Consider the following 16622-nt stretch of genomic DNA (forward strand, 5'->3'; position numbering starts at 1 on the left):
GTTAACGACATGTGCAATGCTCACTTGTTATCAGGTTTCACCGCCGGTTCGGTCGGCGCTTCGACGGTACGCGTCGGATGATGATGGCGCAGATAACGCGCGTTCTGGCGTTGTCCACCGCTCCGTGCCGGCCGCGTCAGGAAGCGTGACAATTCCTGCAGCGCCTTCTGGTAGACCTCACGCTTGAACTCGATGACGACGTCGAGCGGTACCCAGTAATCGTGCCAGCGCCATGCATCGAATTCGGGATGGTCGGTCAGGCGCAGGTTGATGTCGCTATCGCGACCGACCATGCGCAACAGGTACCAGATCTGCTTCTGGCCCTTGTAATGACCGCGGATCTCGCGCTTGATGAATCGGTCGGGCACCTCGTAGCGCAACCAGTCGCGGGTGCGTCCGATGATCTTGATGTGTTCCGCCTTCAGGCCGACCTCTTCCTCCAACTCCCTGTACATGGCTTGTTCGGGTGTTTCGCCGAACTTGATCCCGCCTTGCGGAAATTGCCAAGAATGCTCGCGCACCCGTTTTCCCCACCACACCTCGTTATTGGTGTTGAGCAGGATGATGCCGACGTTCGGGCGAAAGCCTTCACGGTCCAGCATGTTGCACCTCAAAACTTTCTGCGGCTAGACGGCCTGTATTTCCAATTTTGCACGCGCCTTTTCAGGCATGCCGTACCCGCGTTCTCTTGCGTCGGGCAGCGTGAATCAATTGTATGAAGAATGGGCGCATCAGCCAGCTAATCCTTTAAAATTGAGTCGATTATAACTCTCTCTTTTTAAAAAGAATTATCGCCATGCGCGCCTCACGATTTTTTATTTCTACGCTTAAAGAAGCCCCGTCCGACGCCGAAATCGTCAGCCACAAATTGATGCTGCGCGCGGGAATGATCAAACGGCTCGGCTCGGGAATTTACAACTATCTGCCGATGGGTTTGCGGGTCATCCGGAAGGTGGAAAACATCGTTCGCGAGGAAATGAATCGCGCCGGCGCGGTCGAGCTGCTGATGCCGGTGGTGCAGCCCGCCGAGCTGTGGCAGGAAACCGGGCGCTGGGACAAGATGGGGCCGGAACTGATGCGGGTCAAGGATCGCCACGGCCGCGACTTCGCGATCCAGCCGACTTCGGAAGAAGTCATTACCGATATCGTTCGCACCGAAATCAAGTCGTATCGTCAGCTGCCGATCAACTTCTACCATATCCAGACCAAGTTTCGCGACGAGCGCCGCCCGCGTTTCGGCCTGATGCGCGGCCGCGAATTCACGATGAAGGATGCGTATTCCTTCGATCGTGACGTCGCAGGCATGCAGCAGTCGTATCAGATCATGTACGACGCTTATGTGCGCATCTTCAGCCGCTTCGGATTGCAGTTCCGTGCGGTGGCGGCGGACAACGGCGCTATCGGCGGATCCGGCTCGCACGAGTTTCACGTGATTGCCGACACTGGCGAAGACGCGCTGGTGTATTGTCCGACTTCGGATTATGCGGCCAACATGGAGGCTGCCGAGGCGGTCGCCCTGAGCGTGACGCGCGGCGCGGAGACCCAGTCCTTGGTCAAGACACCGACCCCCGGCAAGGCAAAGTGCGAAGACGTCGCGGAACTGCTGGACCTGCCGCTGTCGCAGACCGTGAAGTCCATCGTGCTGACCGTAGAGAAGGAAGACGATGGCGCCATCAACAAGGAAGTTTGGCTGCTGCTCCTGCGCGGCGATCACGATCTGAATGAAGTGAAGGCGAGCAAGGTGCCGGGTCTGGCGGATTATCGCTTTGCGAGCGAAGCAGAAATCGTCGAATGGTTCGGCACGCCGCCCGGCTACCTCGGGCCGATCGGAACCAGAAAGCCGGTCAAGGTCGTGGCCGATCGCACCGTCGCCAACATGCACGATTTCGTGTGCGGCGCCAACGAATTGGACTACCACTACACAGGCGCGAACTGGGGTCGCGACTTGCCCGAGCCGATCATCGTCGACCTGCGCAACGTGGTCGAAGGCGATCCTTCGCCCGACGGCAAAGGCGTGCTGGCAATCCAGCGCGGCATCGAAGTCGGCCACGTGTTCCAGCTTGGCACCCGCTATTCGGAAGACATGAAGGCCACTTACCTTGACGAAGGCGGCAAGCCGCAGTTGATGCAGATGGGTTGCTACGGCATCGGTGTCACGCGCATCCTCGGCGCGGCCATCGAGCAGAATTTCGACGACAAGGGCATCATCTGGCCGACCGCGATTGCGCCGTTCGAGGTGGTGCTGTGCCCGATGGGATACGACCGCAGCGAAGCCGTCAAGGCGGAGGCGGACAAGCTGTACGCCGCGTTGCAGGAGGCGGGCGTGGATGCCATTCTGGACGATCGCGGAGAGCGACCCGGCGTGATGTTCGCCGATTGGGAATTGATCGGCGTGCCGCATCGCATCGTGATCGGCGAACGCGGCCTGAAGGAGGGAAAGCTCGAATACCAGGGGCGGCGCGACACTGCCGCAACCGCCGTGCCCCTTGCCGAGATGGCCGAATTCATCAAAGCTAAAGTGCGTGCGTGAGAGTGTATAAGCGCACGTCTGTGGTGATTCGTCGATTATCGAGCCGCGCTCTCATCTGCGCGGCAGTCGTTCTCGGCGCACCATCGCATGCGGGCAATCAGAAGGAAGAGGCGATTGCCGACTCGGTGCGTATTGCATTGTTCAATGCCATCAAGGACGCGCGCCCACCGCGGCCGCAGTTTGCCAATATCGATGATCGCATCAAGTACCTGCGCTGGCTGGGCGAGATGTCGGAGCGCTTGAAGAAGAAGCTGCCCGACTGGCAGGTGCGGCGCGAATTTCTCGAAACGGCCTGGTACGAATCGAAGCGCGCCGGACTCGATCCGGCCTTGGTGCTGGGATTGATCCAGGTCGAGTCGGCGTTTCGCAAGTATGCGGTGTCGCCGGTCGGTGCGCATGGCTACATGCAGGTGATGCCGTTCTGGACGCGCGTCGTGGGCGACGGCGATCGCAGGAAGCTGTTTCACATGCAGACCAACCTGCGTTATGGATGCGCGATCCTGCGCATGTACATCGACATGGAGGCGGGCAATCTGTACCTCGCCTTGGGGAGGTACAACGGCAGTCGCGGTCAGCCGCAATATCCGAATGCAGTGCTCGATGCGTGGAAGAGGTGGGAGTTCAATATTTGACGCGGTTTGACGCCTCTGCGGCGGACGGCCGCACAAACAAAAACGCCCGCGCGATGCGGGCGTTTTTGTTTGGCCTTTGGAAAGACGATTATTGCAGGTGATTGGAAATGAGTTTCGTCATTTCGAACATCGACACTTGCTTCTTTCCGCCAAACACGGCTTTCAGCTTGTCATCCGCATTGATCATGCGCTTGTTGGCATCGTCTTGCAGCTTGTTCTTCTTGATGTAGTCCCAAACCTTCTTGGTGACTTCAGTGCGCGGCAGCGGATTCGCGCCGATCACTGCGCCCAGCGTGGCGGACGGTGTCAACGGTTTCATGAATGCTGCATTCGGCTTGCGCGGTGTCTTCGGTTTTGCTGCGGCTTTCTTTACTGCCGGCTTCGCTGCTGCCTTCTTGGCCGGAGCGGCTTTCTTGGCTGGAGCTGCTTTTTTTGCTGCGGGCTTGGCGGCGGCTTTCTTTGCTACTGGCTTTGCTGCTGCCTTCTTGGCCGGAGCGGCTTTCTTGGCTGGAGCTGCTTTTTTTGCTGCGGGTTTGGCGGCGGCTTTCTTCGCAGCGGGCTTCTTGGCGGCTGTCTTGGCCGCGGGTTTTTTGGCTGTTGCCATCTTCAAGCCTCCTTCACAAAGTGTGTTGGGAAAATGCGTCAAATCACGCACCGCTAATAGTGGTGCGGTTTTGCCGGCTATGCAAGTCTTTTTTATACGTATTTGCACGAATTTGTGTGGTCCGTGCCACGCGCTCTTCATAGGGGAAAACGCGCCGAAAACGCGCATGCCGCAGCCGCGAGGCGGCAGTCATGTATGCGTGACTGCCGTTGCGAGCGAGGGAATGTGCGCATGACGGCGTGCCTTCCGTGCGCGCAATGCAATGTGGCGTCGGGCGGAAAGCCTTGTCTGGTACGGGTTTCCGGCGAGTGCTTGCGTCAGGCAGGCTGGCCGGCTGCATTTGCCGGGGCCCGCGCGAAGCCTTCTGTCAGGCGACGCGCGGTGTCTTGTGACTGCCTTGGTGGCGGGCTATGTGTGGTTTTACTGTGACGCGCCGACGCTGGGTGTGCCGGGCGGAGGAGTCATGCGTGTTTCGGCGCCTGCATGGGGTCGTGCCGTGCATGATGGTGCTCGGCACGGCAGCTACAAACGCAGGTTAGCGCATGCCGGGCAGCATGCCCTTCATGTTGCGCATCATCTTCATCATGCCGCCGCCCTTGAGTTTTTTCATCATCGATTGCATCTGCTCGAATTGCGACAGCATGCGATTGACTTCCTGCACCTGCACACCTGCGCCGGTGGCGATGCGGCGCTTGCGCGAAGCCTTGATCAGTTCCGGTTTTGCGCGTTCCTGCGGCGTCATCGAATTGATGATGCCTTCCATGCGGCGCACCTGCTTTTCGGCCTGGCCCATGTCGGCATTGCCGGCAGCTTGCTGAAACTGGGCCGGCAGCTTGTCCATCAGGCCCGACAGGCCGCCCATTTTCTTCATCTGCGACAGTTGCGCCTTGAAGTCGTTCAGGTCGAACTTGCCGCCGCCCTTGATCTTCTCGGCCAGGTCTTTTGCGGCGGCAACATCCACGCCCTTCTGCGCTTCCTCGACCAGCGCCAGAATATCGCCCATGCCGAGAATGCGGTTGGCCATCCGGTTCGGATCGAAGGCTTCCAGACCATCCAGTTTTTCGGCCACGCCGGCGAACTTGACCGGCTTGCCGGTGATATGGCGCACCGACAGCGCCGCGCCGCCGCGGGCATCGCCGTCGAGTTTGGTGAGGACGACGCCGGTCAGCAGTAATGCATCGTTGAAAGCCTTGGCCGTGTTGATGGCATCCTGGCCGAGCATGGCATCGACGACGAACAGGGTTTCAATCGGCTTGACGGCCGCATGCAGGGCGGCGATTTCCTGCATCATCGCTTCGTCGATGCCGAGCCGGCCGGCGGTATCGATGAGCAGCACATCGTGATAGTGCTTTTTTGCATAGTCCAGCGCAGCCAGTGCGATATCGACCGGCTTGTCGGTCGGTGCGGAGGGAAAGAAGTCCGCGCCAACCTGCTCGGTGACGGTCTGCAACTGTGCGATTGCCGCCGGGCGATACACGTCGGCGGAAACGGTCAGCACCTTTTTCTTTTTCTGCTCGCGCAGATATTTCGCGAGTTTGCCGACCGTGGTCGTTTTGCCCGCGCCCTGGAGGCCGGCCATCAGGATGATTGCCGGCGGCTGGGTGGCGAAATTGAGTTGCGAAGCTTCGGGGCCGAGATCGCCCCCCATGATGGCGGCGAGTTCGCGCTGCACGACGCCGACCAGCGCCTGGCCGGGGGTCAATGAGCCGATAACGTCCTCGCCCATCGCTTTTTCCTTCACGCGGGCAATGAATTCGCGCACGGCGGGCAGCGCGACGTCGGCTTCGAGCAAGGCCATGCGCACTTCGCGCAGCATTTCGGCGGTATTGGATTCGGTCAGGCGCGCCTCGCCGCGCATGGTTTTGATGACTTTGGCGAGGCGTTGGGTCAGATTGTCGAGCATGGATGTTGAATCTCAGGAAATGGGAGGCAAAGGCGATGCGGCAGGCATCGTGAACAGTCGTCCATTCTAACCGAAGCGCGCTTGCGGCTCGTCGTGGGCGGAGGGGCGTTGCAGCGGGAATGCGGCGGTCCAATGGCGTCGTGTCAGCATGGTTGATGTCGGTTGACGGAGTGACATGAGTTGTACTCTTACTGTCGTTCAACTGACAGCCTTTTGACAACGCGATATAGCAGAATTGCGAGTGGCCGGGCGCGTGATATATCACCGTGTGCAAGGCAGTCGATTGCAGCCTTACATGGTATAAACTCAAAATTCGTTTACCACCATTCCGTGCAATGCAAACAACCTTTTTCGTCCTGGCGGCATTGCTGTACGCGGTATGCGCATTCCTGCCTTCGCACCAGCGCCTCGCCATCTCGGCGGGCACCGCGGTTGGCTGGCTGTTGCACGGCGTCGCGTTGTGGGGCGATGTCATCACGCCAGGCGCGTTGCGCGTCGGCTTTGCGGTCATGCTGTCGGCGGCGCTGTGGATTTCGGTCGCTGCGTACTGGCTGGAGAACCGGAATTTTTCCCTGGACGGCTTGCGCGTGCTCGTGCTGCCCAGCGCGGCCGCGGCTGTGCTGCTGCCGGTGCTTTTTCCCGGCAACGTTATGCCGCTGGCGGGCAAATCCGTCCTGCTGTCATGGCATATCGCGATTGCCATCCTGGCGTACAGTACGCTGACCATCGCGGCATTTCATGCGGTGTTGATGGCCTTGCAGGAATCGAAGCTGCATACCCGGCCCGGTGCCGGCGCAAACGGCTGGCTGGCAGCGGCCATCGACCGGCTTCCCGCATTGCTGACCATGGAGAAGCTGTTGTTCCGGCTGATCGCATTCGGTTTTGTCTTGCTGACCTTGACCGTGCTGTCCGGCGTGGTGTTTTCCGAGGAATTGTTCGGCAAGGCGTTCCAGTGGAATCACAAGATCGTTTTCACGCTGCTGTCCTGGCTGCTGTTCGGCCTGCTGCTGGCGGGACGCCATTGGCGCGGCTGGCGCGGCAAGACGGCGCTGAGTTTCACGCTGTCCGGTTTCGCCACTCTGTTCCTGGCGTATGTCGGGAGCCGATTCGTGCTGGAAGTGGTTTTGCATCGGGGACTCGCGTGAAGTTCTTGATATGGGTGATTATCGGCATCCTCGTTGTCGCGTGGCTGCTGCATGCGAAAAGATCGTTGAAGGCGCCGGACTCGGCCAAGACCGATTCAACCCCTCCGAAGGCGGCTGACGGCGGCGAAGCGATGATCCAGTGCGCGCACTGCGGGTTGCATGTGCCGCTGTCGGAGTCCTTCGGCAATTCCGAAGGACTTGTATTTTGCAGCGAAGAGCATCGCCGTCTCGGTGTTCGCTCATGAAGCCGATCGCGCAATCGCGTCGCGCCGATACCCGCGAAACCCTTTGGCGCACGCTGCAGACCTTCAGCTTCACGCGGATCGTCATTGCGATCGTATTGCTCATCTATCTCAGCCTCAATACGAAGCAGAATTTCGGCATCGCCAATCATCTTGTCAATTGGGAAATTCACGGCGCTGTCTATTTCGTGCTTGCCGTCGTTTTTGCGCTGCTGTCGGTGTACTTGAGGAAACGGTTTTCGCTGCAATTGCTTGTGCAACTCGCGGTCGATATCGCGGTGATATCGATGCTGTATGTCGCGGGCGGGGGAGCGAAGAGCGGTCTGGCGATTCTCTTCCTGTTTCCACTGGCGGGCTGCGCCATCCTTGCGTCGATGATGCTGGCGCTGTTCAGCGTGTCGGTGGTGACATTTGTATTGCTGGGCGAAGGCGGGTACGCATTCCTCACCTCGTTCGGCGAAGCGGAGCTGTCGCGTGCGGGATTGTACGGAGCTGCGTTCTTCGCGGCGGTCTTCGTGCTCAATCGTCTTGCCGCCCGGCTGCTCAAGCAGGAGGAGCTTGCCAGGCAACGCGGACGCGACTTGCAAGTGCAGCAAGCGATCAATCGCATGGTGATCGCGGACATGGGCGACGGCATCCTCGTGGTTGGCCGCGATACCAGGGTCTTTGTCGGCAATCCGGCGGCGGAGCGCATGCTCGGCTTGTCCGTTCCGTATGGGCAGGCACGCTACAGGCTGAAAGACATTCCCTCCATGGCGCCGATTGTCGAGGCGTACCGAACCTGGGCCGCATTGCCTGCCGCCAAGGCGACCAGCGAAACCGGTTCAACCGCTTTTGTCGTGGTCAAGCCGGGAGACGATCTCCCCACCCTCAATGGAGCAAGCACCATCAGCCGCGAAATGCGGCGCGAACTGGGATCGCATTTGAAGTTGCGCTTCGTGACGGTGGAGACGGAAGGCCTGAGCGAGGAGCGCACGCTGATCTTCCTGCAAGACGTGACCGAGATCGAGAACCAGGCGCAACAGTTGAAACTCGCATCGATGGGCCGCCTGACCGCCAGCATCGCGCATGAAGTGCGCAATCCGCTTTCCGCGATTGCGCATGCCGCCGCACTGCTGGGCGAAGATATCTCGAATCCGGCGCAGTCGCGTCTCCTGAGCATCGTTGGCGACAACGTCAAGCGCCTGAACCGAATGATCGAGGACATCCTCAAGTTGTCGCGCAAGGCACAATCGCCGCGCGAACCGCTCGCGCTGGCGCCGTTATTTGCCGACATCCTCGGCGAATTTCACGAAGCGCATGCGGTCATGCCCGGGCTCATACAGCTTGGCGAAATGCGCTCGCATCATGCGCGTTTCGATCCGCTGCATCTGCGCGAGGTTGTTGTGAATCTGCTATCGAACGCGCTGCGCTACGCCAGCGGCCGGCGCGGCAGCATACGCATCCATGCCGTCTCCGACATGGCCAGCCGGCTGGAAGTGCACATACAGGATGACGGTCCCGCCATCAAGCCGGGTGTGCGAGCGCACCTGTTCGAACCCTTTTATACAACATCGAGCAAGGGCACCGGATTGGGGCTCTACGTGGCGCGCGAATTGTGTTTGAATAACGGGGCGATGCTGGACTACGAATACCGGTACGACGGCTCCAGCGACGGAGCAGTCGAGCCGACCGGCAGATTCGTGATCACATTTGCCACACCGGATCGCGCCTGACCGAAAAACAAGCTTAACAATAATCATGACCTCACCGCGTATCCTGATCGTCGACGATGAAGCCGACCTGCGCGAGCTGCTGGAGATCACGCTCGTCAGAATGGGGCTGGATGTGGACAGTGCGCACTGTCTTGAGGACGCGCGCGCGCGTCTGGCAAAGGCCGACTATGCGCTGGTATTGACCGACATGCGCCTGCCGGATGGCATGGGCATCGAGCTGGTACGCGAAGTCGCGGCGAATTGCCGAAACACACCGATTGCCGTGATTACCGCATACGGCAGCGCGGATAATGCGGTCGCGGCGCTGAAGGCGGGCGCATTCGACTATCTGTCCAAGCCGGTCGCACTGGAGCAGTTGCGCCAGATGGTGCAATCGGCCTTGCACATGAACGTCACCGGCATCAGCGCAGATCACCGGAACGCGCAAGCCGCCGGGACGTCCTCCTGCCTGGTCGGGCAGTCCGGCGTCATGCAGGATTTGCGCTTGCAGATCGCGCGGTTGGCGCGCAGCATGGCACCGGTTGCGATCACCGGCGAATCGGGTAGCGGCAAGGAGCTTGCCGCACGCGATATCCACGCGCACAGCGCGCGGGTCGACAAACCCTTCCTTGCGGTCAATTGCGGCGCGATTCCGGAGGCGCTGATGGAGGCCGAATTCTTTGGCTACCGCAAAGGCGCTTTCACCGGCGCGACCGATGACCGCGACGGCTTTTTCCAGGCGGCCAACGGCGGCACCCTGATGCTCGATGAAGTTGCCGATCTGCCCTTGCAGATGCAGGTCAAGCTGCTGCGTGCGATCCAGGAGCGCCGTGTGCGCAAGATCGGCTCCACGGTCGAAGAACCGGTCGATGTGCGGCTGATCAGCGCGACGCACCAGAATCTGGCCGAGTGCGTCGAACAGGGCAGGTTCCGGCAGGATTTGTACTATCGCCTCAATGTCATCGAGCTGCGTCTGCCGCCGTTGCGCGAGCGGCTGGACGACATCGGCTTGCTGGCCGATGCGATTCTGGAGCGGCTCGCGGCACCAGGCGTGCGCGCGGTGCTGTCGCCGTCCGCGCTGGATGCGTTGCAGGCCTATGCCTTTCCGGGAAATGTGCGCGAGCTGGAAAATATCCTCGAGCGGGCGCTGGCGTTTGCCAACGATGGCCTCATCGAGGTGGCGGACCTCGCGCTGAAAGCGGTGAATTCACCGGCCATCGATGTGCGGCAGGCATCCGACGCCGTGGCATTGGCGATGCCGGATGCCGCTGCCCTTCATGTTCCGACGCCGGCGGCACGGTCTGAAACGACCGATGCGGAAGCGCTGCCAAGTTCTCTGCCGGACCATCTGGATGGCATCGAGCGCCAGATCATCGAGCGCGCACTGCTCAAGACGCGGTTCAATCGCACGCAAGCCGCCGGCCTGCTCGGTATCAGCTTCCGGCAGTTGCGTTACCGGATGCAACGCCTTTCCATCCATGAGCCTGAATAATGCGGCGCTTTAGCATAGGCGCCGATGGCTGGTGCATCGAAGCACAATGCGAGCCTTCGCCGAATTTCGATGTGCGACCCGTCGACGCGAGAGTGGATCTGTTGGTGATTCACAATATCAGCCTGCCGCCCGGCCAGTTTGGCGGGCCGTTCATTGCCGACCTGTTCTGCAACCGGCTCGACCATGAAGCCCATCCGTATTTCGACCAGTTGCGCAGCTTGCGCGTGTCGGCGCATTTCCTGATCCGCCGCGACGGCACCGTGGTGCAGTTTGTATCGGCCAACGACCGCGCATGGCATGCCGGCGCATCGTCGTTTTGCGGGCGCGAACGGTGCAACGATTTTTCGATCGGGATCGAACTGGAGGGAACCGATTTCGAAGTGTTCGAGCCCGTTCAATACGACACGCTGGTCGCACTGACTGTGGCGTTGCAATCCAGATATCAGCTTGCCGATGTGATCGGACACGAGCATATCGCGCCGGGACGCAAGACCGATCCGGGCCCGTTTTTCAACTGGTCCGATTACCATGCACGGCTCGATCAAGTCAGGCCGTTAGTACTCGCTCATCAGGCATTGCGCTTCCCCATCACGGGTTGAAAAAGTCAACTGCCGCACAATGAAAATTTGTGTTTCCTCTCATAAAAAAGGTATTGCGAACTCGCCATCCTGGCACTAGAATTAGTTTAATTCGCAATTGGAGCCACTACATATAGTGGTGCCGCGATGATCCATCGGAGCTGTTCAGATGGTGCCTTGATGCAATGCTTATTTGATTCAGGCGGGCCAGGAACAGCTCTCCTTTCGCAAAACGTCGTGTGACGCGATTGCCGGTGTGAAGAACACCTCCCGGCATGCAGGCAGGCCGCACACGCGATATCGGTATCTCGTGAACATCCGCTGAACCGGGTGTTCTAATTAATAACCACAAGCAGCAATCACGCTGCCAACAATGCAATGTAAGGAGGCTAGATGCACTCTACTCAAGAAGTTTCCGTCAAATCCCCCGCCGAATTCGGTCTGGTCTCTCCAGGCAGCGATACTCCATCCGCAGCACATCTTTCCGTCACGCTTGGCGACTACAAAATCATCCGCCGCAATGGTGCCGTAGTCGGATTCGAGCCGTCCAAGATTTCGATCGCCGTCACCAAGGCATTCCTCGCGGTCAATGGCGGGCAAGGCGCAGCATCGGCGCGCGTGCGCGAGCTGGTCGAGCAGTTGACCGCCGGCGTGGTGTCGGCGCTGGTGCGTCGCCAACCCGCTGGCGGCACCTTCCATATCGAAGACGTGCAGGATCAGGTCGAGCTGGCGTTGATGCGTTCCGGCGAACATGATGTGGCGCGTGCCTACGTGCTGTATCGCGCCAAGCGCATGGAAGAGCGTGCGCAGCAGCAATCTGCCAGGGCTGTCGAAACGCCGCAATTGCACGTCACGGACAACGGCCAGCGCCGCCTGCTCGACATCGCCCAGGTGCGCGGCCTGATCACCTCTGCCTGCATCGGTCTGGAAAAGCATGTCGATGCCGAAGCGATCCTCGCTGAAACGCTCAAGAATCTTTATGACGGCGTGCCGGTCGAGGAATTGCACAAATCCGTGATCCTCGCGGCCCGCGCCCTGATGGAAAAGGACCCGGCGTACAGCAAGGTCACCGCGCGCCTGCTGATGCACACTATCCGCAAGGAGGTATTCGGCCAGGAAGTCGCGCAAAACGATGCGCAGGCGCATTACGTCGATTACTTCCCGAAATTCATCGAGAAGGGCATCAAAGCCGATCTGCTCGATGCCAAGCTGGCGCAGTTCGACCTGCAGAAACTGGCTGATGCGTTGCAGCCGGGGCGTGACCTGCAGTTCGGCTACCTCGGTCTGCAGACGCTGTACGACCGTTACTTCCTGCACATTCAAGGCACGCGTATCGAAATGCCGCAGGCGTTCTACATGCGCGTCGCGATGGGCCTGGCATTGAACGAGGGCGACCGCGAAGCGCGTGCCATCGAGTTCTACAACTTGCTGTCCTCGTTCGATTTCATGAGCTCGACGCCGACCCTGTTCAATTCCGGCACGCAGCGCTCGCAGCTGTCGTCCTGCTATCTGACCACGGTGGCCGACGATCTCGACGGCATTTTCGAAGCGATCAAGGAAAACGCGCTGCTGGCGAAGTTTGCCGGCGGTCTCGGCAACGACTGGACCCCGGTGCGCTCACTCGGTGCCCATATCAAGGGTACCAATGGCAAGTCGCAAGGCGTGGTGCCGTTCCTGAAAGTGGTCAACGACACCGCCGTCGCCGTGAACCAGGGTGGCAAGCGCAAGGGCGCAGTCTGTGCCTACCTGGAAACCTGGCACATGGACATCGAGGAATTCCTCGACCTGCGCAAGAACACCGGTGATGACCGCCGCCGCACGCACGACATGAACACCGCGAACTGGATTCCCGACCTGTTCATGAAGCGCGTGATGGAGAAGGGCGAGTGGACGCTGTTCTCGCCCTCCGATGCGCCGGACCTGCATGACAAGTTCGGTAGCGCCTTCGAGGAAGCCTATACTGGCTACGAAGCCAAGGCCGCGCGCGGCGAATTGAAGTTGTTCAAGAAAGTGCAGGCGCTCGACCTGTGGCGCAAGATGCTGTCGATGCTGTTCGAAACCGGTCATCCATGGATTACCTTCAAGGACCCGTGCAACATTCGTTCACCGCAGCAGCACGTCGGCGTCGTGCACAGCTCCAACCTGTGCACCGAGATCACGCTGAACACCAACGACTCCGAAATCGCGGTCTGCAACCTCGGCTCTGTCAATTTGCCGGCGCACATGAAGAACGGCAAGCTGGATCACGTCAAGCTGCAAAAGACGATCCGCACGGCAATGCGCATGCTCGACAACGTCATCGACATCAACTACTACGCCGTCAAGAAAGCGCGCGACTCCAACCTGCGCCATCGTCCGGTCGGCATGGGCATCATGGGCTTCCAGGACTGCCTGCACATGATGCGCATCCCTTACGCCTCGATGGACGCGGTCGAGTTCGCCGATCGCTCGATGGAAGCGGTGTGCTACTACGCCTACTGGGCATCGACCGAACTGGCGGAAGAGCGCGGTCGTTACAGCTCTTATCGCGGCTCGCTGTGGGATCGCGGCATCCTGCCGCAGGATTCGCTCAAGCTGCTGGCGGAAGAACGCGGCGGCTATCTGGAAGTCGATACCTCCGAAACCATGGAGTGGAGCGCGTTGCGCGACCGCATCAAGCAGCACGGCATGCGCAACTCGAACTGCGTGGCGATCGCGCCGACCGCGACGATCTCCAACATCATCGACGTCTCGGCCTGCATCGAACCGACCTACCAGAACCTGTATGTGAAGTCGAACCTGTCCGGCGAGTTTACCGAGATCAACGAACATCTCGTGCGTGATCTGAAGGCGCGCGGCCTGTGGGATGAAGTGATGGTCTCCGATCTCAAGTACTTCGACGGCAGCCTGGCCAAGATCGATCGCATCCCGCAAGACCTGCGCGATCTGTATGCGACCGCGTTCGAAGTCGAGCCGTCGTGGCTGGTCGAAGCCGCATCGCGCCGCCAGAAATGGATTGACCAGGCGCAATCGCTCAACATCTACATGGCGGGCGCATCCGGCAAGAAGCTGGACGAGACCTACAAGCTCGCATGGCTGCGCGGCTTGAAGACGACCTACTATCTGCGCACCATCGGCGCCACCCATGCCGAGAAATCGACCACCAGGGCCGGCGCGCTCAACGCGGTGTCGGCGACCGGCGGACTCGGCGGCGGCATGGCGGCAGCGCCTGCAGGAACCGTGGCAGCCGATGATATTGCCGGCCCTGCGTGCATGCTGCGTCCGGGCGATCCCGGTTTCGAAGAGTGCGAAGCCTGCCAGTAAGCGCGACATGAATGCGCTGGTGCGGCATTCATGTCGCGCCAGCTTGAACATCGCGCAAGTGCCACTAGAATACGTGTAAGGAAGAATCAATATGCTAAGTTGGGATGACGAAACAACTTCTGCCGCAAGAGCGGCTCAGACTCCGCAGCCCGGACTGGCTCCGGCGATGCCGCAGGCCCGTTCGCTGAACGCGCAAATGAACGACGTCGCGCTCAACCCGTCACTGGTTTCACAACCGGCAGCCGGCGAAGCCGAGCGCCGCGTGAATGTCGCCGACAAGCGCATCATCAACGGCCAGACCGACGTCAATCAGCTCGTGCCCTTCAAATACAAATGGGCGTGGGACAAGTATCTGGCCGGCTGCGCCAACCACTGGATGCCGCAAGAGATCAACATGCAGCGCGACATCGAGCTGTGGAAGAACCCGAACGGCCTGACCGAAGACGAGCGTCGACTGGTCAAGCGCAATCTCGGTTTCTTCGTCACCGCCGACTCGCTCGCCGCGAACAACATCGTGCTCGGCACCTACCGCCACATCACCGCGCCGGAGTGCCGCCAGTACCTGCTGCGTCAGGCGTTTGAAGAAGCGATCCACACCCACGCGTACCAGTACATCGTCGAATCGCTCGGCCTGGACGAAGGCGAAATCTTCAATGCGTATCATGAGGTCGCGTCGATTCGCGACAAGGATGAGTTCCTGATCCCCTTCATCGATACGCTGACCGATCCGCAATTTACGACCGGCACGATCGAGAGCGATCAGACGCTGCTGAAGTCCCTCATCGTGTTTGCATGCCTGATGGAAGGTTTGTTCTTCTATGTCGGCTTCACGCAGATTCTCGCGCTCGGTCGTCAGAACAAGATGATGGGTGCGGCGGAACAGTATCAATACATCCTGCGCGACGAATCGATGCACTGCAATTTCGGAATCGACTTGATCAACACGATCAAGCTGGAGAACCCGCATCTGTGGACTGCGGAATTCCGTGACGAGATCAAATCGTTGTTTTTGCGCGCGGTAGAGTTGGAATATCGCTACGCAGAGGATACAATGCCGCGTGGAGTGCTCGGGTTGAATGCGACGATGTTTAAAGGGTACTTGAGATTCATCGCGAATCGCCGCGCACAACAGATCGGTCTCGATCCGATGTTCCCGCAGGAAGAAAATCCCTTCCCCTGGATGAGCGAAATGATCGACCTGAAAAAAGAGCGCAACTTCTTCGAGACACGTGTGATCGAATACCAGACAGGCGGTGCCCTGAATTGGGAATAGATGGATGAAGCTCGTAGCCGGGCGCGAGGCAGGTGGAGACAAAGTGCAGTCGGCAAACCGACACGAATAAGTCCCAAGGACAATCGACTGCAGGACTGAAAGGCTAATCCTAAATTAATGAACAGTAGACGAACGAATCGATCTGCTCTGTTATTGCTGCCGTTCCCGACGTGGTCGGGCGTGGCAGATTTTTCCTTGGAAAACCTGTTGGTTTTTCCAAAAGAGTATTCCGGCGCCGGCATTGTTGCTGGCGTTTTTTTTGGTTACGGCTGCAACAGCGTGCTCTGAGCCGCGTTGCATGGACCTCCGTCACGGTCGACGCGCGACTGTGACTCATGCAAAAAGAGAGGCGTAATCAAATGAGGCTGAAGTGCTGCATCAATGAGGGGATGCAGCAGTTCAGCTGGTGCCGAATTCATTAGCGCAAACAGAATTTGCTTGTGCCGATGAATAATCCGAGTGCTCCATCGCGATGGAGCATCCGGGTTTCCAACCTCGTAGTTTGAATTTTTCCATCACGTGAAGGAGAAACAAATGGCAACAGCAAAGAAACCCGCTGCCAAGAAAGCAGCAGCAAAGAAACCGGCTGCCAAGAAGCCGGTAGCGAAGAAAGCAGCAGCTCCGAAAAAGGCGGCTGTAGCGAAGAAACCGGTAGCGAAGAAGGCCGCAGCCGCCAAGAAGCCGGCAGCTAAAAAGGTCGCAGCGAAAAAAGTCGCAGCGAAGAAGCCGGTAGCGAAGAAGGCAGTAGCCGCCAAGAAGCCGGCAGCTAAAAAAGTCGTAGCGAAAAAAGTCGCAGCGAAAAAGCCGGTAGCGAAGAAGGCAGTAGCCGCCAAGAAGCCGGCAGCTAAAAAGGTCGTAGCGAAAAAAGTCGCAGCGAAGAAGCCGGTAGCGAAGAAGGCAGTAGCCGCCAAGAAACCGGTAGCTAAAAAAGTCGCAGCGAAGAAGCCGGTAGCGAAGAAAGCAGCAGCTCCGAAGAAGGCTGCTGCAAAAAAGCCGGCAGCTAAAAAAGTCGCTGCCAAGCCTGCTGCTAAAAAAGCAGCCCCGAAAAAGGCCGCTCCGAAAAAGGCGGCAGCAAAAAAGCCGGCAGCTAAACCTGCCGCTGCAGCTCCTGCGGTAAAGACAGTGTTGAGCCCGGCAGCGGCATGGCCGTTTCCGACCGGCACTCGTCCGTAATAACAAGCTTGTTTCGGAAGCCTGATTAGATTCAGGCATCATGCCCGTTGTGC

Annotated in this window: 13 protein-coding genes; 10 read left to right on the forward strand and 3 right to left on the reverse strand. The window is 59.3% G+C overall.

Features of this window, described 5'->3' with window-relative positions; translation table 11 throughout:
* Positions 1-20: 20 nt before the first annotated feature.
* On the reverse strand, positions 21-602 hold the full coding sequence (locus D3870_RS02780; protein ID WP_119736477.1) for an RNA pyrophosphohydrolase: 582 nt from the start codon (positions 600-602) through the stop codon (positions 21-23).
* Between the two features lie 194 nt (positions 603-796).
* Between D3870_RS02780 and D3870_RS02785 the strand changes: the two genes are divergently transcribed.
* Complete coding sequence (locus D3870_RS02785) at positions 797-2530, forward strand: proline--tRNA ligase (RefSeq protein ID WP_119736479.1); 1734 nt, start codon at positions 797-799, stop codon at positions 2528-2530.
* Between the two features lie 26 nt (positions 2531-2556).
* The gene (locus D3870_RS02790) at positions 2557-3162 is read left to right on the forward strand and encodes a lytic transglycosylase domain-containing protein (protein WP_422879659.1); all 606 of its coding nucleotides are present in this window, start codon (positions 2557-2559) and stop codon (positions 3160-3162) included.
* Positions 3163-3250: 88 nt separating this feature from the next.
* Here D3870_RS02790 and D3870_RS02795 read toward each other — a convergent pair whose 3' ends face one another.
* Complete coding sequence (locus tag D3870_RS02795; RefSeq protein WP_119736481.1) at positions 3251-3766, reverse strand: SWIB/MDM2 domain-containing protein; 516 nt, start codon at positions 3764-3766, stop codon at positions 3251-3253.
* A 535-nt stretch (positions 3767-4301) separates the two neighbouring features.
* Complete coding sequence (gene ffh, locus D3870_RS02800) at positions 4302-5669, reverse strand: signal recognition particle protein (protein ID WP_119736483.1); 1368 nt, start codon at positions 5667-5669, stop codon at positions 4302-4304.
* 335 nt (positions 5670-6004) lie between these two features.
* Here ffh and D3870_RS02805 point away from each other — a divergent pair, with 335 nt between their 5' ends.
* The 8 genes from D3870_RS02805 (at position 6005) to D3870_RS02840 (ending at position 16569) form a co-directional block, all read left to right on the forward strand.
* Positions 6005-6814 carry a cytochrome C assembly family protein gene (locus D3870_RS02805; RefSeq protein ID WP_119736485.1) on the forward strand — a complete coding sequence of 270 codons (810 nt, stop codon included), beginning with the start codon at positions 6005-6007 and terminating at the stop codon, positions 6812-6814.
* Positions 6811-7059 carry a PP0621 family protein gene (locus D3870_RS23015; protein ID WP_119736487.1) on the forward strand — a complete coding sequence of 83 codons (249 nt, stop codon included), beginning with the start codon at positions 6811-6813 and terminating at the stop codon, positions 7057-7059. Before D3870_RS02805 ends, D3870_RS23015 begins: the two co-directional genes overlap by 4 nt.
* A complete protein-coding gene (locus D3870_RS02815) occupies positions 7056-8771 on the forward strand; it encodes a sensor histidine kinase (protein WP_119736489.1) in 1716 nt (571 codons plus the stop codon). The genes D3870_RS23015 and D3870_RS02815 overlap by 4 nt, the downstream gene beginning before the upstream one ends.
* 25 nt (positions 8772-8796) lie before the next feature.
* The gene (locus D3870_RS02820) at positions 8797-10242 is read left to right on the forward strand and encodes a sigma-54-dependent transcriptional regulator (protein ID WP_119736491.1); all 1446 of its coding nucleotides are present in this window, start codon (positions 8797-8799) and stop codon (positions 10240-10242) included.
* Complete coding sequence (ampD, locus tag D3870_RS02825; RefSeq protein WP_119736493.1) at positions 10242-10841, forward strand: 1,6-anhydro-N-acetylmuramyl-L-alanine amidase AmpD; 600 nt, start codon at positions 10242-10244, stop codon at positions 10839-10841. Before D3870_RS02820 ends, ampD begins: the two co-directional genes overlap by 1 nt.
* A gap of 372 nt (positions 10842-11213) precedes the next feature.
* Entirely contained in the window at positions 11214-14123 is a 2910-nt protein-coding gene (locus D3870_RS02830) for a ribonucleoside-diphosphate reductase subunit alpha (protein ID WP_119736495.1), read from the forward strand.
* Positions 14124-14214: 91 nt separating this feature from the next.
* Positions 14215-15396, forward strand: coding sequence for a ribonucleotide-diphosphate reductase subunit beta (locus D3870_RS02835; protein WP_119736496.1), 1182 nt, complete (start codon positions 14215-14217; stop codon positions 15394-15396).
* A gap of 534 nt (positions 15397-15930) precedes the next feature.
* Positions 15931-16569: a histone H1-like DNA-binding protein gene (locus D3870_RS02840; protein WP_119736498.1), complete on the forward strand. Its 639-nt coding sequence runs from the start codon at positions 15931-15933 to the stop codon at positions 16567-16569.
* The last annotated feature ends 53 nt before the right edge of the window (positions 16570-16622 follow it).

Source organism: Noviherbaspirillum cavernae (assembly GCF_003590875.1).
Classification (GTDB): Bacteria; Pseudomonadota; Gammaproteobacteria; order Burkholderiales; family Burkholderiaceae_D; genus Noviherbaspirillum; species Noviherbaspirillum cavernae.

Bases quoted from the DNA above. Each gene is read 5' to 3' on its own strand.
- D3870_RS02780 (WP_119736477.1), bottom strand. From the start codon at position 602: ATGCTGGACCGTGAAGGCTTTCGCCCGAACGTCGGCATCATCCTGCTC.
- D3870_RS02785 (WP_119736479.1), top strand. From the start codon at position 797: ATGCGCGCCTCACGATTTTTTATTTCTACGCTTAAAGAAGCCCCGTCC.
- D3870_RS02795 (WP_119736481.1), bottom strand. From the start codon at position 3,766: ATGGCAACAGCCAAAAAACCCGCGGCCAAGACAGCCGCCAAGAAGCCC.
- ffh (WP_119736483.1), bottom strand. From the start codon at position 5,669: ATGCTCGACAATCTGACCCAACGCCTCGCCAAAGTCATCAAAACCATG.
- D3870_RS02805 (WP_119736485.1), top strand. From the start codon at position 6,005: ATGCAAACAACCTTTTTCGTCCTGGCGGCATTGCTGTACGCGGTATGC.
- D3870_RS02815 (WP_119736489.1), top strand. From the start codon at position 7,056: ATGAAGCCGATCGCGCAATCGCGTCGCGCCGATACCCGCGAAACCCTT.
- D3870_RS02820 (WP_119736491.1), top strand. From the start codon at position 8,797: ATGACCTCACCGCGTATCCTGATCGTCGACGATGAAGCCGACCTGCGC.
- ampD (WP_119736493.1), top strand. From the start codon at position 10,242: ATGCGGCGCTTTAGCATAGGCGCCGATGGCTGGTGCATCGAAGCACAA.
- D3870_RS02830 (WP_119736495.1), top strand. From the start codon at position 11,214: ATGCACTCTACTCAAGAAGTTTCCGTCAAATCCCCCGCCGAATTCGGT.
- D3870_RS02835 (WP_119736496.1), top strand. From the start codon at position 14,215: ATGCTAAGTTGGGATGACGAAACAACTTCTGCCGCAAGAGCGGCTCAG.
- D3870_RS02840 (WP_119736498.1), top strand. From the start codon at position 15,931: ATGGCAACAGCAAAGAAACCCGCTGCCAAGAAAGCAGCAGCAAAGAAA.